Below are 20434 nucleotides of genomic sequence, written 5' to 3' on the forward strand. Positions count from 1 at the left end.
CACCGCTCCAATTAGCGTTTGAGGGAATTGACGGTTTGGAGCATGGCGTCAGCGGTTTGAATGCTTTTAGAATTGGCTTCATAAGCCCTTTGAGCGGTGATTAGATCCGTCATTTCTTCTACCAATCTCACATTGCTCAATTCCAAAAAGCCTTGCCTTAACTTGCCCAATCCTTGAGAATCCGGGTTGCCCACAATCGCCTCACCGCTAGCGTTGGTGATGGAAAACAAATTATCCCCCATAGAATGAAGCCCTGCCGGATTGACAAAATTAGCCAGCGTGATTTGCCCGATCACATTAGAAGTCGTTTGCAAGCCTTGAGTCACGCTCACCGTGCCATCCACACCGATATTCACTTGCGTGGTGTCTTCAGGTAAAGTGATTTGAGGGATCAAAAGATAGCCCTCGCTCGTTACAAGATTGCCCTGTTCGTCTAGCTTAAAATTCCCGCTTCTTGTATAAGCGGTGGTGCCATCAGGCAACTGAACTTGGAAAAAGCCTTTACCCGTAATAGCGACATCTAAATTGTTTTCCGTTTCTTTAGGGCTGCCTTGCGAAAACATTTTAGTGATCGCGCTAGGGCGCACGCCTAAGCCCACTTCCATGCCATCTGGCGATAAAGTCGTGTTGCTTGTGTTGGTGCCGGCGTATTGCATCGCTTGGTAAAACAAGTCGTTAAAATCCGCACGAGATTTTTTAAACCCGGTGGTATTGACATTGGCGATATTGTTTGAAGTGGTGTCAATATGCGTTTGTTGGGCGAGCATCCCTGAAGTGGCGCTATAGAGAGAGCGGAGCATTTTTTCCCTTTAAACTAAAACTTAATCACCCAAAATTCTAACAAAAATAAGATTAAATTTGACTAAACTTGAAACGCTTTTTTAATAAAAAGGTTTAAAAAAGATTTAAACCTAGTCTCATGCAGAAATCTTATAAACGCCTTTAGCGTTTGAAATGAATGCGTTAGTGCTTTTAAGCATTATAAAAACCTTGTCAGTGGCATTATTTTGATTTTATAAGCGTTTTTACAACAACACGCTTTTCATGAATAAATACGCCAAAATCCAGCTTGAGATCAGTAGTTATAGAAATTCCATTTTACGCTTATCTTATTTAATGGGATTTAGACTAAATAAGGCTATTTTATGGCATAATAAAACACGTGGCAGTGTTTTTGCATGCCATTTGAAACCATTAGCTACCAACCTAATGGTTTGAAGAATAATGCATGCCAAGAAACACACTAAAATCTAAACAAGAAAGGAGTAAGCATGAAGCTGATCATAAATCATGATAGGTTAATGATGCTCGTAACACCACTACACTAAATACAGATCCTTAAGAGTTACCAACTCTTTAAGGATTTTTTAAACCCTTTTTGTGATGAAACTATAATGCAATAATCATTAAATTTAACTTAAATGATAGCGGTTTTTTATAAAATTGTAGATTTAATCCGTATTTAATCTAATAATCTGCCCACAATAAAACAATTCTCGTCAAGCGTTTCAAGGCTTTTTGCTTACTCGTTAATTCAGTTTAATGCGTTTTTATTCAATAATCATCTCAAATACAGATAAAAGGTTGATAAATTTTAGGGCGTTTTATCATGCGCTTTCTTTTTTGTATCCATTCATTCAAAACTTTTTAACAGCGTTCTTGGCGAAATGTTAGCCTTTTCTAAAGGGACAAAGCACTTTTTTTGATAAGCTTCTAGGCTTGATCGCCCTATCATGGCGGCATTGTCGCTGCAAAATTCTAAAGGGGCTAAAACAAGCTTGCAATCAAACTCAGCGCACAAATTTTCAAACGCCTTTCTTAACGCCAAATTTTGGCTCGCTCCTCCCACAATGCCAAAAATTTTAGGGCGTTTGATTTTAAAATAGCGTTTGGTTTGCTGGATTAAATGCTCAATCGCTGCACTTTGAAAATGATAGCCAATCTTTTGTTTCACCTCATCGTTCAAATTAGGGGCGTTTTTTTCAACCTCCAAACGCACCGCATTCTTTAAACCTGAAAAACTAAAAGCCAGATTCGGGCTGTTTTTTAAAGGGATAGGGAACATTAAAGGCTCGTTTGGGTGTGCATAATCAAGGGCTAATTTTTCCACTATGGGGCCTCCTGGATAGCCTAAATCAAGCATTTTGGAAACCTTATCAAAACTCTCCCCAAAGCTATCGTCTAAACTCGTGGCAACGATTTTAATGTCTTCATAATCTCTAGCCTCTAAAATCAAAGAATGCCCCCCAGAGACTAGCAGCACGCTTAAAGGCATGCAGGTTTGTTTTTCATTGATGAATAGCGAATACACATGCCCTCTCAAATGATCTTCTAAAATCAAGGGCAAATTCAAAGACAAGCTCAAGGCTTTTGCCATCATCAAACCCTCTATTAAAGTAACGCTCAAACCTGGCTGATTGGTGATAGCGATGGCTTTAAGTTTAGAAAAATCCTTATTCAAGCTTATTTTAATGCGTTCTAATAAAAGCGGCAAATTCTCAGCATGCAGGCGCGATGCAAGCTCAGGCACAACGCCCCCATAAGAGCTGTGGTGCTTTTCTTGAGAGATTTTAAAATGAGCGATAAGTTTGGCGTCCTCTATTCTTGTAAGGGCTAAAGAGCTGTCATCGCAAGAACTTTCAATGCTTAAAATCATGTCTTTATCTTTGGGTGGTGTTTTTGCTTGAATTATACTTTGTTGGCTTGTATTTTAAAATCTTTAAGCCAAATATTTGATCGCATTCAAATAGCTTTTGTTGTTCGCTTTATTTTGATAAGCAATATCAAACGCTGTGCCGTGGTCAGTGGAAGCGCGTAAAATGGGGGCGTTCAAACTCACATTGATGCTTTCATCAAAATAGAGCGCTTTTAAAGGGGCTAGCCCCACATCATGGCTCATGCTCACATAAAAGGGGGTTATTTTGCGTTTATTGGGGGCAAAAGCGCTATCAGCCGGCAGTGGCCCTAAAAAGCATTCAAAGCCTAGCGTTTGGTTGCTCTTTTGAATGGCTTTTAAAATCTTTTCATCTTCTCCCCCAAACAATCCCTCTTCACCCGCATGAGGGTTAAAACCACACACTTGAACGATTTTAGCCTGAGTGCTTTTTTGAAACGCTAATAAAAACTTAACTAACGCTTTCACTTGAATGAGCTGAGAAACCGTGCTTAAAGGCACATGGTCGCTAAATAGCCCCACAAAGAGTTTTGAACACCCAAGCATCATGATGATTTGATGATCTTTATAGCGTTGTTTCAAAAAATCGGTATGCCCCACAAAAGGGATTTGAGCTTGTTGCCATGCGAGTTTGTTGATAGGCAAAGTGCAAATGCCATCCACTTCTTTACTATCCGCCAACTCGCAAGCCTTTTTAAAACTCTCAAAGCTATACGCCCCACTTTGAGTGCTGACTTTGCCTATCGTGCTAGAGTTTAATAAGGGTAAGGGGGAATGGATAGCGAGCACATTGAGCGTTTTAGTTTCATAAGCGTTATCAAGCAATTGATTGGCTCGCTCTAAAAGTTCGCCATGAACGAGATACAACGGCTCACAAATCGCACTCACTTCCTTATGGCTTTTTAAGATCAATTCTAAGCCTACGCCTTGAATATCCCCACAGCTGATCGCGATTTTCTTTTTAGCCATTTTATCGCTTGATGAGTTGCGCCATTTCTAAAATCGCTTTTTCTAAACCCACTAAAACCGCTTTTGAAATCACGCTATGCCCAATATTAAGCTCTCTTAAAGAGGGGATTTTTAACAATTCTTTCACATTAGTATAATTCAACCCATGCCCCGCGCACACCACAATACCCATAAAAAACGCTTCTTTACTCATTCGTCTTAATTGCAAAAAGGCGTTGTGCAATTCTTCTTTCAATTCTTTAGGGCTTTTGTCTTTGAGCACGCTAATGGCATGGATTTGATTGTTAGCGTTAGAATACAAAGCGTTGTGCAAATTCGCATACACCCCAGTGTGGAACTCCACTTGCTTGACTTGATGCTCCCTTGCAAAATGCAAAGAGTCTTTTAAAGGATCAACAAACAAAGACACTTCAATGCCTTTATTGTGATACGCTCTAATCACCTCTCCTAAACCCTTTAATGAGCAATCCAATCCCCCCTCTGTCGTAACCTCATTTCTGTTTTCAGGCACGATTGTAACCTTACTGGGCTTATTTTTTAAAGAGCATAAAAAATCAGTGATTTCAGCATTAATAGAGCATTCAATATTGATAGGCAAAGGGCTTATTTCAAGCAGTCTCAAAACGTCTTCATTTTGAATGTGCCGTTTGTCTTCCCTCAAATGGATGGTGATTAAATCCACTTTATGGGTGTTTTTAGCGATAAACAGAGCCTCTAAAATCTCAGGCTCATAAGTCTTTCTCACTTCCCTTAAAGTAACAATGTGATCAATATTCAATCCAAAACGCATGGCTATCCTTTATTTTATAATAATGATTTTTGGAATTGTAACATAAAACCCCTCCTTATGCTTATAAGATTTTGTCATCAAGCTATCTTTTAAAAATGCTATAATACCCAAAACAAAATGCCAATTAAATCCAATAAAAGTGTTGTGGGTGCTATATTTTTTAACCAGTTTATTTATTTGCTCTTTGATTATTTTGTGGTCTAAAAAATCCATGCTCTTTGTGGATAACGCCAATAAAATACAAGGCTTTCATCATGCGAGAACCCCACGAGCTGGGGGGCTTGGGATCTTTCTTTCTTTTGCGTTGGCTTGTTATCTTGAACCTTTTGAGATGCCTTTTAAGGGGCCTTTTGTTTTCTTAGGGCTATCGCTAGTGTTTTTGAGCGGTTTTTTAGAAGATATTAATCTTTCATTAAGCCCCAAAATACGCCTTATTTTGCAAGCTGTAGGGGCGTTTGCATCATTTCATCAACGCCTTTAGTGGTGAGCGATTTTTCGCCCCTTTTTAGCTTGCCTTATTTTATCGCTTTTTTATTCGCTATTTTTATGCTGGTGGGTATCAGTAACGCTATTAATATTATTGATGGGTTTAACGGGCTTGCGTCCGGGATTTGCACGATCGCGCTTTTAGTCATTCATTATATAGAGCCTAGTAGTTTGTCTTGTTTGCTCGCTTACATGGTGCTTGGGTTTATGGTGTTAAATTTCCCTTTAGGAAAGATTTTTTTAGGCGATGGGGGGGCGTATTTTTTGGGTTTGGTGTGCGGGATTTCCCTTTTACATTTGAGTTTGGAGCAAAAAATCAGCGTGTTTTTTGGGCTAAATTTAATGCTTTATCCGGTCATAGAGGTGTTTTTTAGTATCCTTAGGCGCAAAATAAAACGCCAGAAAGCCACCATGCCAGATAACTTGCATTTGCACACCCTTTTATTCCAATTTTTGCAACGGCGCTCTTTGGGTTATCCTAACCCTTTATGCGCGTTTATCCTTATTCTGTGCAACCTGCCTTTTATTTTAATCAGCGTCTTTTTCCGCTTAAATCCTTACGTGCTCATTATTATTGGCTTAGTCTTTATCGCATGCTATTTAATAGGCTATGCTTATTTGAATAGGCAAGTTTGCGCTTTAGAAAAGCGAGCGTTTTAATGAAAAAGCTCAAAAGTCTTTTTTTGAGTCTGCTCTTATGGGTATATCCTTTAAGGAGTGAGCCGATCAATGAGGGGGCATACATTTTAGAAGAGATTGGCGATGTGCTTAGGTTTTTGCCTATTTTTGTAGGCACGGTCAGTTTAGCGATGCGCGATTATAGAGGTTTAGGGGAATTAGCGGTCGGCACATTAGTCACTCAAGGGGTGATTTATGGCCTTAAAGGAGCGTTTAATACAGCTCATAAAGATGGGGCTAGAGTGGGATTTGCTAAACGGCCATGCTGTAATTCTTGGAGAGGCATGCCAAGCGGGCATGCTGGGGGGGTGTTTAGCGCGGCTGGGTTTGTGTATTACCGCTACGGGTGGAAACCGGCTCTTCCTGTGATCGCTCTTGCAATCCTCACTGATGCTAGCAGAGTGGTGGCAGGACAACACACGATCTTGCAAGTTACGATCGGCAGTCTTATCGCATGGGGGTTTGCCTATTTATTCACTTCACGCTACAAACCCAAGCGATGGATGCTCTATCCTGAAATCTCTAGCGACTTTAAAGGCAGTAGCCGCTATGGGGTGAGCTTTTCTTATCAATGGTAAAGGGATAAAATGCTAAAAAAGTTATTGCTCATTTCACTATTTTTAGGGTTTTTAAGAGCAGAGGGCGAACATTATGAAATCATCGCTGAGCTTTCCAAGGCTTTTTTGAAAGCCAAAGAGGTTTTGACTTCGATCAATAAAACCTATAAAACCTGTATTGAAACCGGGCATGATCGCACCCAAATACGTCTTCAAAACGATTTTTTAGAGAATTTGTCTCAAACAGAGCAACAATTTGATGATTATTTTGAAAAGGATTTTAAAAGCGTAGGGGTTTTAAAAACCTTGCTTAAAGACATCCAATCCTTAGAAAAAACTTCCAACAAGCTTGCATGCACTACCCCAAAAAACGCTAAAAATTTTGAAATTTTAGAGGGAGCGATAACGCAAATCATAGGATTAGAAGAGCAGATGAATCAATTTATCAATGGCGCAAAATAAAGCCCATTTTGGCATGATGACTTAATTGAATATTCATCGTAAAAAGCTCTAATTCAGTTTGAGCGGTAACCTTTTAAAAGCGTTCTTTAGAAAGTGGGGTTTTACCATAAACAAAGCGTAAAAATCCCCTTTAAAAAGCGTATTAAAGTTGGCTTTGAATATTCGTATTTGATGAGAGCCAAATCCCTAATACTTATGCTTTCTCAAGCGTTTCACCACATAATCCCCTGCGCTTTGAATGATTTGCACCAAAACGATAATCACAACCACCGCATAAAAAAGCACATCGCCCCTATAACTTTGATAGCCAATCCTAATGGCTAAATCCCCCAATCCCCCAGCCCCTAACGCTCCAGCCATAGCCGAATAGCCTATTAGAGAAATTAAAGTGATGGTGATATTATTCACTAAAGAGGGCAGGCTCTCTAAAAGCATCATTTTAATGACTTCCAAATGAGACGCTCCCAAGCTTAAAGTGGTTTCAATCTTGCCATGCTCTACTTCCATTAAAGAATTTTCAAAAAGCTTTGCGACAAAAGGAATGGCTGAAATGGCTAACGGGATAATGCTCGCGCTAGAACCAATGCTTGTGCCAATCAAAAAGCGCGATAAAGGCAAGAGCAAAATAATCAAAATGATAAAAGGGAAAGAGCGAGTCATGTTGATGGAAGTGTCTAAAATCTTATGCAAAAGGGGTTTGTTTAACAAATGCCCTTTTTTACTCACTAACAATAAAACCCCCAAAGGCAAGCCAAAAACAACCGCCAAAAAGCTCGCCACAAACACCATATAAAGCGTTTCTAGCGTGGCTTGAATGAGCATTTGAGAAATCATTTTAATCCTTTAATTTTTCCACTTGTAAGCCTAAAGCGTTTAAATACTCTAAAGCCCTTTGAATCTCTGTGGTGCTGCCTAAAAACCGCACCACTAAATACCCTATATCTTTAGTCGTAAGCTCTTCAATGTTGCCTGAAATGATACTCACGTCTATTTTAAAACGCCTAATCAAATTAGAAATGATCGGCTCGTCTAAATGCTCCCCTAAAAACACGATGCGATAAACGTCTTGCGATTTTTGATCCCCATGCTCGTTTTTGATGCCAAGCAATTCTTTAGTAACGGCATGTTTAGGGTTAGCAAAAATTTCTTCCACCGAGCCTCTTTCCACGATTTCGCCGCTGCTGATCACGCACATTTGATTGCACAATTCTTTAACCACTTCAATCTCATGCGTGATGAAAACGATGCTCAAATCAAACTTTTTTTGAATGCCGCTTAAAAGCGTTAAAATAGAATGCGTGGTTTTAGAATCCAAAGCGGATGTGGCTTCATCGCAAAGCAACAAATTAGGGCAATTCGCTAAACTCCTAGCGATCGCTACTCGTTGTTTTTGCCCGCCGCTTAGCTGTTTAGGATAAAAATGCATTTTATCTTCTAGCCCCACTAATTCCAATAATTCATGCACCCTTGATTTAATCTTAGTTTTTTCCCATCGGGCGATTTCTAAAGCGAAAGCGACGTTTTCAAACACGTTTTTAGCGCTCAATAAATTGAAATGCTGGAAAATCATGCCTATTTTTTGGCGCGCTTTTTGCAATTCTTTAGGCTTTAAGTTTAACAGATTGACCCCATTGACTAAAACTTCGCCAGAACTGGGGCGCTCCAAACAATTGATTAGGCGGATGAGCGTGGATTTCCCCGCCCCTGAATAGCCTATCACGCCTAAAATATCGCCTTTTTTCAATTCCAAATTCACGCCTTTTAGAGCATGAAACCCGTTTTCATAAATCTTTTCAATGTTTTTTAATTCCACTACCATCGTTTTAACTTTACATCCCAATCACTTGGACATTTGCGCGTTATTTTCCACGCTATTGAGCCATAAAAACACTTGCACCACGCTTTCATACAATTCTTCAGGTATCGCGCAGTCTAATTCCACCTTTAAAAGCGAATCCACTAGCATGGGGTTAGAAAAGAGTGCTATATCGTATTCCTTAGCTTTTTGAATGATCCTTTTAGCCACTTCGCCCACCCCGCTTGCGATCACTTTTGGGGCATGATCTTGCCCCATGTTATAAGCTAGAGCGGCGGCTTTTATGGTTTTATTCATCTAATACCCTAAAGTCAAAGAATCCGCGTCATTCCAAGAGAAATTTTTTTCAAACCCTTTTGTTTTTTTCAAAATAGACGCAACGCTACGAACCAACATGTCCGTTTCAATATTCACGCGCCGTTTGAGTTTATAAGTCTTAAAAAGGGTATTCTCTAAAGTGTAAGGGATAATCGTTAGCCAAAACCCCTTTTCTTCTACCTTACTCAAGGTCAAACTCACCCCATCAACTGCAATAGAGCCTTGCTCAACGCACAACAAAAGCGTTTCTTTAGAAGCGCTGATGAAAAAATCCACTTGATTAGCGTTGTGAATGATTGTTTCAATGACCCCAATAGCGTCAATATGCCCTTGCACAAAATGCCCATCCAAACTCGCATCGGCTTTTAGGGCTGGCTCAATATGGACTAAATCTTTGTAATTTTCTAACGCTACGCTGTTTTGGGTTTTTTGGCTCAATTCCACGCTAAAATGCGTTTTTGAACTTTCTATGGCGGTCAAACACGCCCCATTAACCGCAATGCTGTCGCCAAGCTTGGGATTGAGATCGCTCTCTATGCTTAAAATATTGTTGTGGAAACTCTCCACTTTAGCTATTTTATGGATTAACCCACTAAACATAATTGATTGTTATTCTCCTTATGTTAGAATGCTTAAATATTGTAACATATTAAATAAAACCATAGGATAAAAGCATGTTTATTGATACGCATTGCCATTTGGATCACAAGGATTATGAAAACGATTTAGATGAAGTGTTAAAAGAGAGTTTAGAAAAAGGCGTTACGCAATGCGTGATTCCGGGCGCGGACATGAAGGATTTGAATAGAGCGGTAGGGATTAGCGAAAAATTTGAAGGCGTGTTTTTTGCCATAGGCGCTCACCCTTATGATGTGGAAAGCTTTGATGAAAGCCTGTTTGAAAAGTTTGTCAGTCATCAAAAATGCGTGGCGATAGGCGAATGCGGGCTGGATTACTACCGCTTGCCTGAATTGAATGAGAGAGAGGATTATAAAAGCAAGCAAAAAGAAATTTTTAAAAAACAGATTGAATTTTCTATCCAACACAACAAACCCTTGATTATCCACATCAGAGAGGCGAGTTTTGATAGTTTGAATCTTTTAAAAAGCTATCCTAAGGCTTTTGGGGTGTTGCATTGCTTTAACGCCGATAGCATGCTTTTGGAGCTGAGCGATCGTTTTTATTATGGGATAGGAGGGGTTAGCACTTTTAAAAACGCTAAAAGACTGGTAGAGATCCTCCCTAAAATCCCTAAAAACAGGCTTCTTTTAGAAACGGATTCGCCTTATCTAACCCCACACCCTTTTAGAGGCACCAGGAATAGCCCCACTTATATCCCTTTAATCGCTCAAAAAATTGCCGAAATCATCCACATAGAGACTGAAGAGCTCGCTTCTTTAAGCACGCATAACGCTCAAACGCTCTTTAACTTCCCCTAAAATTAGGGCTGTGTTAGAAAGCGTTATTCAAGTTTAGTTATAATCAAGGCTATTTTAAAAGCTAGATTAATTATTAGGATATGATGCCAAAAAGAATGAAGTGTTTTAGTCAAAAATGGTTGGTTTTTTTTGTTACCTTTTTATTGGCTTCTTTAGGCCATGCGAAGATGGCTTTTGAATCTAATATTGACACCAAAGCGTTAGAGGCTTTTGGGGTCAATGCGAGCTTTTTATCCCAAATGCCAGGCGTTTTAAAAAAAGTGAATAAAGAAGAGGAATGGAAAAAGTTAGTCAAAAGATTTGACGTGAATTACCAATTCATCCCTATCATTAAAAACATGCTCATAGAAGCGAGCATGCCGCAAGAATTTTTATTTTTAGCCATGGCCGAGTCTAAATTTTCATCAAGGGCTTATAGCAGGAAAAAAGCGGTAGGGATTTGGCAATTCATGCCAAGCACGGCCAAAGAGTTAGGGCTTAAGGTCAATCATTACATTGATGAAAGGAGAGATCCCATTAAAAGCACTCAAGCGGCTATCGCTTATTTGAAACGGCTCTACAAGCAAACCGGCGAGTGGTATTTGGTCGCTATGGCGTATAATTATGGCTTACGAAAGGTTCAAAACGCTATTAAAGCCGCCGGCACTTCAGACATTAAAGTCTTGCTAGATGAAGATAAGAAATACCTCCCTAAAGAAACACGAGAGTATATCCGCTCCATTCTAAGCCTAGCGTTGAAATTCAACAGCCTAGACAACCTCAAAGATAAAGAATATCTGCTCAATCGTGGGGCGAGGGTGAGTTTAGTGGGCGTCCCGTTTAAAAGGCACACTTCATTAGTCCAGGTGGCTAAGAATTTAAACTTGAGTTTAGAAACCTTAAAATCCTACAACCACCAATTCCGCTATAACATTCTGCCCTCTAAAGACCCCACTTACACCATTTATATCCCTTATGAAAAACTCGCCCTTTTCAAACAACGCCAACTCAAACAAAATAAAAACGCTCAAGCTAATCCTAAAAGCCCTTTCATCACCCATGTGGTCTTGCCTAAAGAAACCTTATCTTCTATCGCTAAACGCTATCAAGTCAGCATTTCCAGTATCCAATTAGCCAATAACCTTAAAGACTCTAATATCTTTATCCACCAGCGCTTAATCATCCCTACCAATAAGAAATTGATCGCTACAAGGGAATTTTAATGGGTTGGGCGTTAAAAAAAGTTTGTTTTTTAGGCGTTATTTTTTTGATTAGTGCTTGCGCGGTTAAAAAAGAGGGAATAAAGAATTTGTCTTATAAGCATGAAAGCTTGCGCGCTTATGAAAACGCTAAAGACTATGATCCGACAACCAAAAAAGCCACCTATAAACGCAATTTTTTTGAACGCCATTTCAAACGCCACTCCGATTCGCAAGATAGCAATACAAAACAACCCCTAGATAACGGCATGCGCGATTCTAGCACGATCCAAAGGGCCACCATGCGCCCTTATCAAGTAGGGGGCAAGTGGTATTACCCCACTAAAGTGGATTTAGGCGAGAAATTTGATGGCATTGCGAGCTGGTATGGCCCTAACTTCCATGCCAAAAAAACCAGTAATGGGGAAATCTATAACATGTATGCCCACACCGCTGCGCACAAGACTTTACCCATGAACACCGTGGTGAAAGTCATCAATGTTGATAATAACTTAAGCACCATTGTGCGCATTAATGATAGAGGGCCTTTTGTGAGCGATCGCATCATTGATTTGTCTAATGCAGCCGCTAGGGATATTGACATGGTTAAAAAAGGCACGGCCAGCGTGCGTCTTATTGTTTTGGGCTTTGGTGGGGTTATCTCCACGCAATACGAACAATCCTTTAACGCCAGCTCTTCAAAGATCTTACACAAGGAATTTAAAGTCGGCGAGAGCGAAAAAAGCGTGAGCGGAGGGAAATTTTCTTTGCAAATGGGGGCTTTTAGAAACCAAATAGGCGCTCAAACTCTAGCGGATAAATTGCAAGCAGAGAATAAAAATTACAGCGTCAAGGTTGCTTTTAAAGACGATTTGTATAAAGTTTTAGTTCAAGGGTTTCAAAGCGAAGAAGAGGCTAGGGATTTTATGAAAAAATATAACCAGAATGCGGTTTTAACGAGAGAATGATTAAGTTGTTGCTTTTAGATGTGGATGGCACGCTCACGGACGGGGCGTTGTATTTTGATGAGAATTTTCACGAATTCAAGGCTTTCAATGTTAAAGACGGGCTTGGCATGACGCTATGGCAAAAATTAGGCAAAAAAATCGCTATCATTACAGGAAGAACTTCAATCATGGTGAAAAAACGCATGGAGAGTTTGGGCGTTCAGTTTGTTTTTATGGGCGTTGAAAATAAAAGCGTGGTTGTGGAGCGGCTCAAAAAAGACTTGCAATTGAGCGCGCAAGAAATCGCATGCGTAGGCGATGATTATAACGATTTAGGCATGTTTAAGGCATGCACTTGGAGTTTCGCTCCTTTTGATGCGCACCCCTTGCTTAAAAGCAAGGCCTATAAAGTGTTGCAAAATTCAGGGGGCAAGGGGGCCGTTAGGGAAGCGATTGATTATCTTTTAGAATTAGAAGGCTTGCAAGATGAAGCACTCAAGTTTTACCTCTAATAGCGTTTTAAACTTTTTTGTGGTTTTATCTTTCATCACGATAGGGCTAGTTTTTTTCTTTTTGCGTTCCCAACCCACTAGCGTGGTCTCTAAAGAAAATATCCCTAAAATTGAATTAGAAAATTTTAAAGCGTTTCAAATCAACGATAAAATCCTTGATCTTTCCATAGAGGGTAAAAAAGCTCTACAATACGATGATTACGAAATCTTTTTTGATTCCAAAATCAAGCGCTATGATGAAGACACCATTGAAAGCGTTGAATCCCCTAAAGCCAAGCGGCAACAGGATTTGTATTTCTTCCCTAATGGGGTTACTTATAAAAGAAGCGATGATTCCAGTTTTTGGAGTGAAACAGGGATTTATAACCATAAAGAGCAAAATTTTAAAGGCAAGGGCCGTTTCATCCTCACTTCAAAAGATAGCAAGGTTGAAGGGCTTGACATTTCTTATTCGCATGCTTTAGCCATTATTGAGGCCCAAAGCATTCAAGTGCATTTATTCTTAGATGAAATCAAACAAAGCCAGAAAGAAAAGAAAAAACTCCCCACTTTCAAAGGAGGTTTTTAATGCGTTGGTGGTGTTTTTTGGTGTGTTGTTTTGGTATTTTAAGCGTGATGAGCGCGCAAAAAACAGATAATAAAGGTTTGAAAAAAGAAAGAGAGCTTTTAGAGATTACTGGCAATAAATTTGTAGCGAACGACAAAACCAAAACTGCTGTTATTCAAGGCAATGTGCAGATCAAAAAAGGTAAAGACCGGTTGTTTGCGGATAAGGTGAGCGTGTTTTTAAACGATAAACGAAAGCCAGAGCGCTATGAAGCCACAGGGAACACGCATTTTAACATCTTTACAGAGGATAATCGTGAAATCAGCGGGAGCGCTGACAAGCTCATTTATAACGCGCTGAATGGGGAATACAAATTATTGCAAAATGCGGTGGTTAGAGAAGTGGGGAAATCCAATGTCATCACCGGCGATGAAATCATTTTAAACAAAACTAAAGGCTATGCTGATGTGTTGGGGAGCGCGAAACGACCCGCTAAATTTGTGTTTGATATGGAAGATATTAATGAAGAAAATCGTAAGGCCAAATTGAAGAAGAAAGGCGCTAAGGCAAAACCATGATTGCCATTAAAGACGCTCATTTTCTCACTTCTTCTAGCCAACTTTCGCAATGCCCTGCGAGCTTGACTTCTGAAATGGTCATTTTAGGGCGCAGCAATGTAGGCAAAAGCTCGTTTATTAATACCTTGTTGGGGAAAAATCTCGCCAAAAGTTCAGCGACACCGGGAAAAACCCGTTTAGCGAATTTTTTTTCCACCACTTGGGAAGATAAAGAAAACGCTTTAACGACCACTTTTAATGTGATTGATTTGCCCGGGTTTGGCTACGCTAAAGTTTCTAAAAGTTTGAAAAAAGAATGGGAGGGGTTTTTATGGGAATTGTTGAGCGTTAGGGTTTCTATCAAACTTTTTATCCATTTAGTGGATGCACGCCATTTGGATTTAGAAATTGATAAAAACGCTAAAGAAAATATTCAAGCCCTTTTAAGGCCCGATCAAGCCTACCTTTCTCTTTTTACGAAATTTGACAAGTTGAATAAAAACGAGCAACACCGCCTTTTTTTAAACGCTCCTAAACCTTTTTTAATCAATACCGCCCATTTTAACGCTCTTTCTTCAAAATACCCAACCCTTGAAATAGTGCGCCAAACCCTTTTGAAATACTTGCTCACTAACCCTTTATAAGCTGCAAAAACCATGCTCTCTTTAAAACAAGATTCCTTTTTTTTCTTATGTTTAGGGATTCTTGGTTTTTATTTTTATAGCCTTTTGAGGGATTTAATGCCTTTTTTACCCCCTATGATTGGGTTTTTATTCTTGTTTTATGCGAAAAAATACGATCATTTTTTACCCAGTTTGAGCGTGTTTGGTTGTTTGTTTTGGTTTGAAAGCATGCATTTAAAGACTTTAGGCGTTTTAGCTTTGCTGTTTTTAATCTACCATCAAATCGCCTATAAAAACTCGTTAAAGCTTTTTAATGACGGCTTTTTATTCAAAACTTTGCATGTTTTTTTGGTTTATTACCTTTATTTATCGCGCTTTTTTTCGGTGTCTTTGGATTTGAAGATACTCGGTTTTCTCGCTCTTTTTGCGTTCATAGAGAGCGCTTTGTGGGGTTTGTATGAAAAATCTTCGCTATAAGCTTTTACTCTTTGTTTTTATAGGGTTTTGGGGGTTATTGGTTTTAAATTTATTTATTTTAAGCGTTAAAAATCAAGAATACTATGAAAAACTGGCCGAACGCAACATGACCAAAAAGGAATTTTTAGTCCCTACAAGGGGCAACATTACAGACAGAAATGATGAGTTTTTAGCCACTAACGAATTGGTGTTTGGCGTGTTTTTGCCTAGTAGGCTTAGACAAAAAGAGCTTTTAGAAAAAATTGAAATCATCCAAAAGTTTTTTCCTAACTTTTCCAAAGAAACGCTTTTAAACGATTACCAAAAAGAAAATTCGCTTTATAACCACAACCTCATTAAAGTGGTGGGATTCATTCCCTACGCCACCATGCAATCCCTTTATACCAAACTCATTCAAACTCAAGGCATTTTTGCGCTTCCCCTAGACAAGCGCTACTACCCTAATAACGCTTTAGCCTCGCATGTTTTAGGTTATGTGGGGGTGGCAAGTTTGCAAGATTTAAAAGACGATGAAGAGAATCAATACAGCCAGATTGTAGGCAAAACCGGCATTGAAAAAGAATACAACAAGCTTTTACAAGGCAAGGTGGGCTATAAAATCATGCATGTCAATGCGCTCAATCAAGAATTAGCCACCTTAGAGGTCGTGCCACCAAGCACCAACAACCACTTGCAATTGAGTTTAGACAAACGCTTGCAAAAAGAAGCGGACAAGCTCTTTGAAAATAAGAGAGGGGCTATTTTAGTGATGAACGCAGAAAATGGGGAATTGCTCGTTGCAGGAAGTTACCCTGAATACAATTTGAACGATTTTGTAGGCGGGATCAGTCAAGACAAATGGCAAAAACTTCAAGATGATATTTATAACCCCTTATTAAACCGCTTCGCTAACGCCTTGTATCCGCCGGGATCTGTGGTTAAAATGGGCGTGGGCTTGAGCTTTTTAGAAAACCTTCATATCACAGAAAATACCACTATCCCCACCCCCCCTTTTATTGAAGTGGGTAAGCGCAAATTCAGGGATTGGAAAAAAACAGGGCATGGCAATTCTAATTTGTATAAAGCCATTAGGGAGTCTGTGGATGTGTATTTTTATAAATTTGGGCTTGAAATCTCTATAGAAAAACTCTCTAAAACCTTAAGGGAAGTGGGCTTTGGGGAAAAAACGGGCGTTGATTTGCCGAATGAATTTGTGGGGATTGTGCCGGATAATTTGTGGAAACTCAAACGCTTCAATCAAGACTGGCGCGTTGGGGACACGCTCATTACCGCTATTGGGCAAGGTTCTTTTTTAGCCACGCCCTTGCAGGTTCTAGCCTACACGGGACTCATTGCGACGGGCAAACTGGCGACGCCTCATTTCGCCATCAACAACAAACAACCGCTCAAAGATCCCCTAAACAGCTTTCAAAAAAAGAAGCTCCAAGCCTTGCGCGTGGGCATGTATGAAGTGTGTAACCATAAAGATGGCACCGCTTATCATTCCACAAGGGGTTCTAAGGTTACTTTAGCGTGCAAAACCGGCACCGCGCAAGTCGTGGAAATTGCTCAAAACATCGTCAATCGCATGAAAGAAAAGGATATGGAATATTTCCATCGATCCCATGCGTGGATTACGGCATTCTTGCCTTATGAAAAACCCAAATACGCTATCACTATTTTAGTAGAACATGGGGAAGGGGGGTCAAAACTAGGGGGCTTGTTAGTGAAAATGAGCAACAAACTCTATGAGCTTGGCTATCTTTAATAAACTCCAAATCTTTTCAAAAACGCATTACCCTCTAAACGCTAAAGACAATCAGCCAACTTGTTTCCAACTGATTCTATCGCTCTATAACCCAGTCTAACGGGTGGTTTAAAACTGGTCTTTATTAAAATTTTAGGCATTGGCTGTGCTCCACAGATGAAATTGACAATATGAGACTGATTGAACTCTGCAAAATGATTGATCAAGTTGTGAAACACAACCCTAATGGCACTTATGTGAAGAGGTTTCGTTGCGTTTATTCGCAAGTGCGATACAACGAACAATCGTTGTTTGCGAATTGAATGAAAAGCGACACCTTGTTTAAAGGTGTCAGTGAAAATATTATCATGTTAGTGCTAGTGTTAATAATTTACCCAAAATATCTCATTGAATGCAAGTGTTTCATTCCACTAGTGAAAAATAATGTTAAGTATAATTTAAGTATAGTTCCTAGCGGAACTAAAGCATTCATCCCAAATACTAAAGATATTTGGGATTTCTGCTTGGGTGGTTTAAAGGGATAAGGGGGGTTATTTTGCACCATTTCCCCCTTTAAGAAATAACGCTTTTAAGAAATTGCTACTTGATTAGCACAAGCTCTTTTCGTTTTGTTTTAAAAAGACTTTTAGCGTTTTGAATGCTCAATGAGAAAAGAGCTTTTTATTAGTGCCTAAAAAAACCCCCTTTCATCATAAAGATGGATTTTATCCAAATGGCTTAAAAAGCCGGGATAATCGCCCCTTTATAGGTATCCAAAATAAATTTCCTGGTCTTTTCACTTTGTAAGGCTTCAATCAGCGCTTTTATGGCTTCATCTTGCGCGTTATCCTCACGAGCGGCTATTAGATTGGCATAAGGCGAGTCCTTGTCTTCTGAAAATAAGGCTCCGGTGAGTTTTGCTTGCAAGGCATAATTCCCTGTTACAATAGCCCCATCCACATCCCCTAAAACTTTAGGCAATAGCGCAGCTTCTAAAGGCTTGATTTTGATGTTGTAAGGATTTTTGACAATATCAAACTCCGTAGCGTATAGATTGCTTGGGTCTTTGAGAGCGATAAGGCCTTGTTTATGGAGTAAAATCAACGCCCTGCCTTGATTGGCCGGATCATTTGGCACAGCAATCACTGAGCCTTTTTTAAGGTTTTTAATGTCTGTGATTTTTTGAGAATAAAATCTTAAAGGCTCCACATGGATATTGGCCAAACCAACAAGGTGCATTTTTCTGTCCAAATTAAACCGATCCAAATAAGGGCGGTGCTGGAAGTAATTCGCATCTAAAGAGCCGTCATTGAGCGCTAAATTAGGCAACACATAATCGGTAAAAGACACGATCACTAACTTGATCCCTTTCTCTTTCAAATCGTCCACAACTGATTGCAAGATTTGCGCATGCGGCACAGGGTTAGCGCCCACTTTAAGCTCACGAGTGATTTTGTGGTCTTCTTTTTTTTCTTTGTGGTGTTTGGCGTCTAAAAGGTTAAACAAACCTAAAACAATTACCCCTACACTAATAACACGCTTGAATATATTCATAAAAAACCCTTTATTAAAAAAAATTAATTCAAAAATCATAAAAAGATAAAACGATACGAAAATTTTAGAAACTAGCAAAGAATAAAAAGAAAAGGATTCAACCAAGAAAAACGAAGTTTCTCTTGATTAAACAGCGAATTAAACCATTAAAGGTTAATGGAATTTTCTTTAAGATACTCTGCAACGCCTTGGTGAGTTGCTTTCATGCCTTTATCGCCTTTTCTCCAACCTGCTGGGCAAACTTCACCATGTTCTTCAAAGTGCAAGAGAGCGTCCACCATGCGAAGCATTTCATCGGCATTCCTACCTAATGGCAAGTCATTGATCACTGCGTGTCTTACTTTCATGTTTTTGTCAATCAAAAAAGCTCCTCTCAAAGCGATCGCTTCTTCAAACAGCACATCATAGTCTCTAGAAATGCTTTTGGTAATATCAGCCACCATGGGGAAAGTTACTTGACCAATACCGCCTTTTTCTACAGGGGTGTTTTTCCATGCAAAATGCACTTGTTCGCTGTCAATAGACACGCCAATCACATTAAAGCCTTTTTCGTGGAAGTCTTTCACTCTTTTGTCAAACGCAATGATTTCTGTAGGGCATACAAAAGTAAAATCTTTTGGCCAAAAGAAAAGAATCGCACCGTTCTTACCTAAATTTTTAGAAAGCTCAAAGTGTTCATCAACCTCGTTGTTTCCTAAAACGGCAGGCGCTTTAAAGTCTGGGGCAAGTTTTGTAACTAACATATACAACTCCTTAAGTGTTTTAAAATTTTGTTGGATCAAAATTAAACCTGAATAGATTTAATTTAATTATGCTTTCCACTCAACTAGTGGAAACATAGTGGAGTATATTCTTAAAAAGTTAATGGAAAGATATTTCCTTTTAAATTTTAAGATTTTGTGAAAAAAAGTTTCATTTTTACTGCTTGTATTTCCTTAATGGTGTTATAATCGCTTTATAAATCATACAAAAAGGATCGTTATGTTAGTTACTCGCTTTAAAAAAGCTTTAATCTCTTATTCTTTAGGCGCGCTCATTGTTTCATCTTTATTAGGCGTGGCTAACGCTTCAGTACAAGAAGTCCAAGTCAAAGATTATTTTGGGGATCAAGCCATCAAGCTTCCTGTTTCTAAAATAATCTACTTGGGTAGCTTTGCAGAAGTGCCTGCCATGTTCCATACTTGGGATAGGGTCGTAGGCATTTCGGATTACGCTTTTAAATCTGATATTGTTAAAGCCACTCTCAAAGATCCTAAACGCATTAAATCCATGAGCAGTGATCATGTGGCGGCGTTGAATGTGGAATTATTAAAAAAGCTTAGCCCTGATCTTGTGGTAACCTTTGTGGGTAACCCTAAAGCGGTAGAGCATGCGAAAAAATTTGGTATATTATTTCTTTCTTTCCAAGAAAAAACCATTGCAGAAGTCATGGAAGATATTGACGCTCAAGCTAAAGCCTTAGAAATTGACGCTTCTAAAAAACTGGCCAAAATGCAAGAAACTTTGGATTTCATTGCTGAGCGTTTGAAAGGCGTTAAAAAGAAAAAGGGCGTGGAGCTTTTCCATAAAGCCAATAAAATCAGCGGCCATCAAGCCCTTGATTCAGATATTTTAGAAAAAGGGGGCATAGACAATTTTGGCTTGAAATACGTTAAGTTTGGGCGTGCTGACATTAGCGTGGAAAAAATCGTTAAAGAAAACCCTGAGATTATCTTTATTTGGTGGATAAGCCCGCTTAGCCCTGAAGATGTGTTAAACAACCCTAAATTTGCTACTATCAAAGCTATCAAAAACAAGCAAGTTTATAAACTCCCCACAATGGATATTGGCGGACCAAGAGCCCCGCTCATTAGCCTTTTTATCGCTTTAAAAGCCCACCCTGAAGCCTTTAAGGGCGTGGATATTAATGCGATGGTGAAAGATTATTATAAGGTGGTTTTTGATTTGAATGATGCAGAAATTGAACCCTTTTTATGGCACTGATTTTTAAAAAGGGCTGATATTTTTTAGCCCTTAATGTATCGCACACTAAGAATAGGTCTTGTAGCTAAAACTCTCTTCTAAATTTTTAATCTTTAAATATTTAATATTTAATATTTTAAGATTTTATGAAAAATAGTTTCA

23 protein-coding genes and 1 pseudogene are annotated in these 20434 nt (G+C 39.2%); 14 read left to right on the top strand and 10 right to left on the bottom strand.

The features are described from left to right. Nucleotides 1–11: 11 nt before the first annotated feature. The 4 genes from flgG to pdxJ form a co-directional block, all read right to left on the bottom strand. Complete coding sequence (gene flgG / locus EXS92_RS02410; protein ID WP_000946438.1) at nt 12–800, bottom strand: flagellar basal-body rod protein FlgG; 789 nt, start codon at nt 798–800, stop codon at nt 12–14. Nucleotides 801–1633: 833 nt separating this feature from the next. Next, nucleotides 1634–2656 carry a tRNA (adenosine(37)-N6)-threonylcarbamoyltransferase complex transferase subunit TsaD gene (gene tsaD, locus EXS92_RS02415; protein ID WP_165515435.1) on the bottom strand — a complete coding sequence of 341 codons (1023 nt, stop codon included), beginning with the start codon at nt 2654–2656 and terminating at the stop codon, nt 1634–1636. A gap of 63 nt (nt 2657–2719) precedes the next feature. Next, nucleotides 2720–3643: a 4-hydroxythreonine-4-phosphate dehydrogenase gene (gene pdxA / locus EXS92_RS02420; RefSeq protein ID WP_165515436.1), complete on the bottom strand. Its 924-nt coding sequence runs from the start codon at nt 3641–3643 to the stop codon at nt 2720–2722. A 1-nt stretch (nt 3644) separates the two neighbouring features. Beyond that, entirely contained in the window at nt 3645–4433 is a 789-nt protein-coding gene (gene pdxJ / locus EXS92_RS02425) for a pyridoxine 5'-phosphate synthase (RefSeq protein WP_165515437.1), read from the bottom strand. A gap of 139 nt (nt 4434–4572) precedes the next feature. Between pdxJ and wecA the strand changes: the two are divergent. From wecA to EXS92_RS02440, 3 genes and pseudogenes are all read left to right on the top strand, one after another. Next, nucleotides 4573–5579: pseudogene (gene wecA / locus EXS92_RS02430) on the top strand (undecaprenylphosphate N-acetylglucosaminyl transferase WecA). Next, on the top strand, nt 5579–6175 hold the full coding sequence (gene lpxF, locus EXS92_RS02435; RefSeq protein WP_000734377.1) for a lipid A 4'-phosphatase: 597 nt from the start codon (nt 5579–5581) through the stop codon (nt 6173–6175). Before wecA ends, lpxF begins: the two are co-directional and overlap by 1 nt. A 9-nt stretch (nt 6176–6184) precedes the next feature. Further along, entirely contained in the window at nt 6185–6616 is a 432-nt protein-coding gene (locus EXS92_RS02440) for a hypothetical protein (RefSeq protein WP_097710530.1), read from the top strand. A 186-nt stretch (nt 6617–6802) separates the two neighbouring features. Here the strand turns inward: EXS92_RS02440 and metI are convergent, their stop codons facing one another. From metI to ribE, 4 genes are read right to left on the bottom strand one after another with little or no spacing between them, the layout of a single operon-like run. Continuing rightward, on the bottom strand, nt 6803–7450 hold the full coding sequence (gene metI, locus EXS92_RS02445) for a methionine ABC transporter permease (RefSeq protein ID WP_000625450.1): 648 nt from the start codon (nt 7448–7450) through the stop codon (nt 6803–6805). Nucleotide 7451: 1 nt separating this feature from the next. Then, nucleotides 7452–8435 (bottom strand): methionine ABC transporter ATP-binding protein, encoded by a 984-nt coding sequence (locus tag EXS92_RS02450; RefSeq protein ID WP_165515438.1) that lies wholly within the window; start codon nt 8433–8435, stop codon nt 7452–7454. A gap of 21 nt (nt 8436–8456) precedes the next feature. After that, nucleotides 8457–8729, bottom strand: coding sequence for a FlhB-like flagellar biosynthesis protein (locus EXS92_RS02455; protein ID WP_001044047.1), 273 nt, complete (start codon nt 8727–8729; stop codon nt 8457–8459). Further along, nucleotides 8730–9350, bottom strand: coding sequence for a riboflavin synthase (gene ribE / locus EXS92_RS02460; RefSeq protein WP_165515439.1), 621 nt, complete (start codon nt 9348–9350; stop codon nt 8730–8732). Between the two features lie 74 nt (nt 9351–9424). Here ribE and EXS92_RS02465 point away from each other — a divergent pair, with 74 nt between their 5' ends. The 10 genes from EXS92_RS02465 to EXS92_RS08075 all read left to right on the top strand — a co-directional run bounded on the left by EXS92_RS02465 (nt 9425) and on the right by EXS92_RS08075 (nt 17079). Then, nucleotides 9425–10189: a TatD family hydrolase gene (locus EXS92_RS02465; RefSeq protein WP_165515440.1), complete on the top strand. Its 765-nt coding sequence runs from the start codon at nt 9425–9427 to the stop codon at nt 10187–10189. A gap of 83 nt (nt 10190–10272) precedes the next feature. After that, on the top strand, nt 10273–11391 hold the full coding sequence (locus EXS92_RS02470) for a lytic transglycosylase domain-containing protein (RefSeq protein ID WP_165515441.1): 1119 nt from the start codon (nt 10273–10275) through the stop codon (nt 11389–11391). Continuing rightward, nucleotides 11391–12335 (top strand): septal ring lytic transglycosylase RlpA family protein, encoded by a 945-nt coding sequence (locus tag EXS92_RS02475; RefSeq protein WP_165515442.1) that lies wholly within the window; start codon nt 11391–11393, stop codon nt 12333–12335. Before EXS92_RS02470 ends, EXS92_RS02475 begins: the two co-directional genes overlap by 1 nt. Then, a complete protein-coding gene (locus tag EXS92_RS02480; RefSeq protein ID WP_165515443.1) occupies nt 12332–12826 on the top strand; it encodes a KdsC family phosphatase in 495 nt (164 codons plus the stop codon). The genes EXS92_RS02475 and EXS92_RS02480 overlap by 4 nt, the downstream gene beginning before the upstream one ends. Further along, nucleotides 12801–13394: a hypothetical protein gene (locus EXS92_RS02485; protein ID WP_165515444.1), complete on the top strand. Its 594-nt coding sequence runs from the start codon at nt 12801–12803 to the stop codon at nt 13392–13394. The genes EXS92_RS02480 and EXS92_RS02485 overlap by 26 nt, the downstream gene beginning before the upstream one ends. Next, complete coding sequence (lptA, locus tag EXS92_RS02490) at nt 13394–13951, top strand: lipopolysaccharide transport periplasmic protein LptA (protein ID WP_150200047.1); 558 nt, start codon at nt 13394–13396, stop codon at nt 13949–13951. The genes EXS92_RS02485 and lptA overlap by 1 nt, the downstream gene beginning before the upstream one ends. After that, entirely contained in the window at nt 13948–14574 is a 627-nt protein-coding gene (gene yihA / locus EXS92_RS02495) for a ribosome biogenesis GTP-binding protein YihA/YsxC (protein WP_108305572.1), read from the top strand. The genes lptA and yihA overlap by 4 nt, the downstream gene beginning before the upstream one ends. A 12-nt stretch (nt 14575–14586) precedes the next feature. Beyond that, nucleotides 14587–15030: a hypothetical protein gene (locus EXS92_RS02500; protein ID WP_078271448.1), complete on the top strand. Its 444-nt coding sequence runs from the start codon at nt 14587–14589 to the stop codon at nt 15028–15030. Next, complete coding sequence (gene mrdA / locus EXS92_RS02505; protein ID WP_165515445.1) at nt 15011–16777, top strand: penicillin-binding protein 2; 1767 nt, start codon at nt 15011–15013, stop codon at nt 16775–16777. The genes EXS92_RS02500 and mrdA overlap by 20 nt, the downstream gene beginning before the upstream one ends. A gap of 170 nt (nt 16778–16947) precedes the next feature. Next, nucleotides 16948–17079 carry a hypothetical protein gene (locus EXS92_RS08075; protein WP_001872511.1) on the top strand — a complete coding sequence of 44 codons (132 nt, stop codon included), beginning with the start codon at nt 16948–16950 and terminating at the stop codon, nt 17077–17079. Between the two features lie 415 nt (nt 17080–17494). Here the strand turns inward: EXS92_RS08075 and EXS92_RS02510 are convergent, their stop codons facing one another. Both EXS92_RS02510 and EXS92_RS02515 read right to left on the bottom strand, forming a co-directional pair. Then, nucleotides 17495–18310: a MetQ/NlpA family ABC transporter substrate-binding protein gene (locus EXS92_RS02510; protein ID WP_001921499.1), complete on the bottom strand. Its 816-nt coding sequence runs from the start codon at nt 18308–18310 to the stop codon at nt 17495–17497. A gap of 146 nt (nt 18311–18456) precedes the next feature. After that, nucleotides 18457–19053, bottom strand: coding sequence for a peroxiredoxin (locus EXS92_RS02515; protein WP_078260505.1), 597 nt, complete (start codon nt 19051–19053; stop codon nt 18457–18459). Nucleotides 19054–19291: 238 nt separating this feature from the next. Here EXS92_RS02515 and EXS92_RS02520 point away from each other — a divergent pair, with 238 nt between their 5' ends. Then, nucleotides 19292–20293: an ABC transporter substrate-binding protein gene (locus tag EXS92_RS02520; protein ID WP_165515446.1), complete on the top strand. Its 1002-nt coding sequence runs from the start codon at nt 19292–19294 to the stop codon at nt 20291–20293. Nucleotides 20294–20434 lie beyond the last annotated feature (141 nt).

This window comes from Helicobacter pylori (assembly GCF_011175115.1).
Lineage (GTDB): Bacteria > Campylobacterota > Campylobacteria > Campylobacterales > Helicobacteraceae > Helicobacter > Helicobacter pylori_DF.

What these genes read in the sequence shown, in the direction of transcription:
- flgG (WP_000946438.1), bottom strand. Translation starts at nt 800, where the DNA reads ATGCTCCGCTCTCTCTATAGCGCCACTTCAGGGATGCTCGCCCAACAA.
- tsaD (WP_165515435.1), bottom strand. Translation starts at nt 2,656, where the DNA reads ATGATTTTAAGCATTGAAAGTTCTTGCGATGACAGCTCTTTAGCCCTT.
- pdxA (WP_165515436.1), bottom strand. Translation starts at nt 3,643, where the DNA reads ATGGCTAAAAAGAAAATCGCGATCAGCTGTGGGGATATTCAAGGCGTA.
- pdxJ (WP_165515437.1), bottom strand. Translation starts at nt 4,433, where the DNA reads ATGCGTTTTGGATTGAATATTGATCACATTGTTACTTTAAGGGAAGTG.
- lpxF (WP_000734377.1), top strand. Translation starts at nt 5,579, where the DNA reads ATGAAAAAGCTCAAAAGTCTTTTTTTGAGTCTGCTCTTATGGGTATAT.
- EXS92_RS02440 (WP_097710530.1), top strand. Translation starts at nt 6,185, where the DNA reads ATGCTAAAAAAGTTATTGCTCATTTCACTATTTTTAGGGTTTTTAAGA.
- metI (WP_000625450.1), bottom strand. Translation starts at nt 7,450, where the DNA reads ATGATTTCTCAAATGCTCATTCAAGCCACGCTAGAAACGCTTTATATG.
- EXS92_RS02450 (WP_165515438.1), bottom strand. Translation starts at nt 8,435, where the DNA reads ATGGTAGTGGAATTAAAAAACATTGAAAAGATTTATGAAAACGGGTTT.
- EXS92_RS02455 (WP_001044047.1), bottom strand. Translation starts at nt 8,729, where the DNA reads ATGAATAAAACCATAAAAGCCGCCGCTCTAGCTTATAACATGGGGCAA.
- ribE (WP_165515439.1), bottom strand. Translation starts at nt 9,350, where the DNA reads ATGTTTAGTGGGTTAATCCATAAAATAGCTAAAGTGGAGAGTTTCCAC.
- EXS92_RS02465 (WP_165515440.1), top strand. Translation starts at nt 9,425, where the DNA reads ATGTTTATTGATACGCATTGCCATTTGGATCACAAGGATTATGAAAAC.
- EXS92_RS02470 (WP_165515441.1), top strand. Translation starts at nt 10,273, where the DNA reads ATGCCAAAAAGAATGAAGTGTTTTAGTCAAAAATGGTTGGTTTTTTTT.
- EXS92_RS02475 (WP_165515442.1), top strand. Translation starts at nt 11,391, where the DNA reads ATGGGTTGGGCGTTAAAAAAAGTTTGTTTTTTAGGCGTTATTTTTTTG.
- EXS92_RS02480 (WP_165515443.1), top strand. Translation starts at nt 12,332, where the DNA reads ATGATTAAGTTGTTGCTTTTAGATGTGGATGGCACGCTCACGGACGGG.
- EXS92_RS02485 (WP_165515444.1), top strand. Translation starts at nt 12,801, where the DNA reads ATGAAGCACTCAAGTTTTACCTCTAATAGCGTTTTAAACTTTTTTGTG.
- lptA (WP_150200047.1), top strand. Translation starts at nt 13,394, where the DNA reads ATGCGTTGGTGGTGTTTTTTGGTGTGTTGTTTTGGTATTTTAAGCGTG.
- yihA (WP_108305572.1), top strand. Translation starts at nt 13,948, where the DNA reads ATGATTGCCATTAAAGACGCTCATTTTCTCACTTCTTCTAGCCAACTT.
- EXS92_RS02500 (WP_078271448.1), top strand. Translation starts at nt 14,587, where the DNA reads ATGCTCTCTTTAAAACAAGATTCCTTTTTTTTCTTATGTTTAGGGATT.
- mrdA (WP_165515445.1), top strand. Translation starts at nt 15,011, where the DNA reads ATGAAAAATCTTCGCTATAAGCTTTTACTCTTTGTTTTTATAGGGTTT.
- EXS92_RS08075 (WP_001872511.1), top strand. Translation starts at nt 16,948, where the DNA reads ATGAGACTGATTGAACTCTGCAAAATGATTGATCAAGTTGTGAAACAC.
- EXS92_RS02510 (WP_001921499.1), bottom strand. Translation starts at nt 18,310, where the DNA reads ATGAATATATTCAAGCGTGTTATTAGTGTAGGGGTAATTGTTTTAGGT.
- EXS92_RS02515 (WP_078260505.1), bottom strand. Translation starts at nt 19,053, where the DNA reads ATGTTAGTTACAAAACTTGCCCCAGACTTTAAAGCGCCTGCCGTTTTA.
- EXS92_RS02520 (WP_165515446.1), top strand. Translation starts at nt 19,292, where the DNA reads ATGTTAGTTACTCGCTTTAAAAAAGCTTTAATCTCTTATTCTTTAGGC.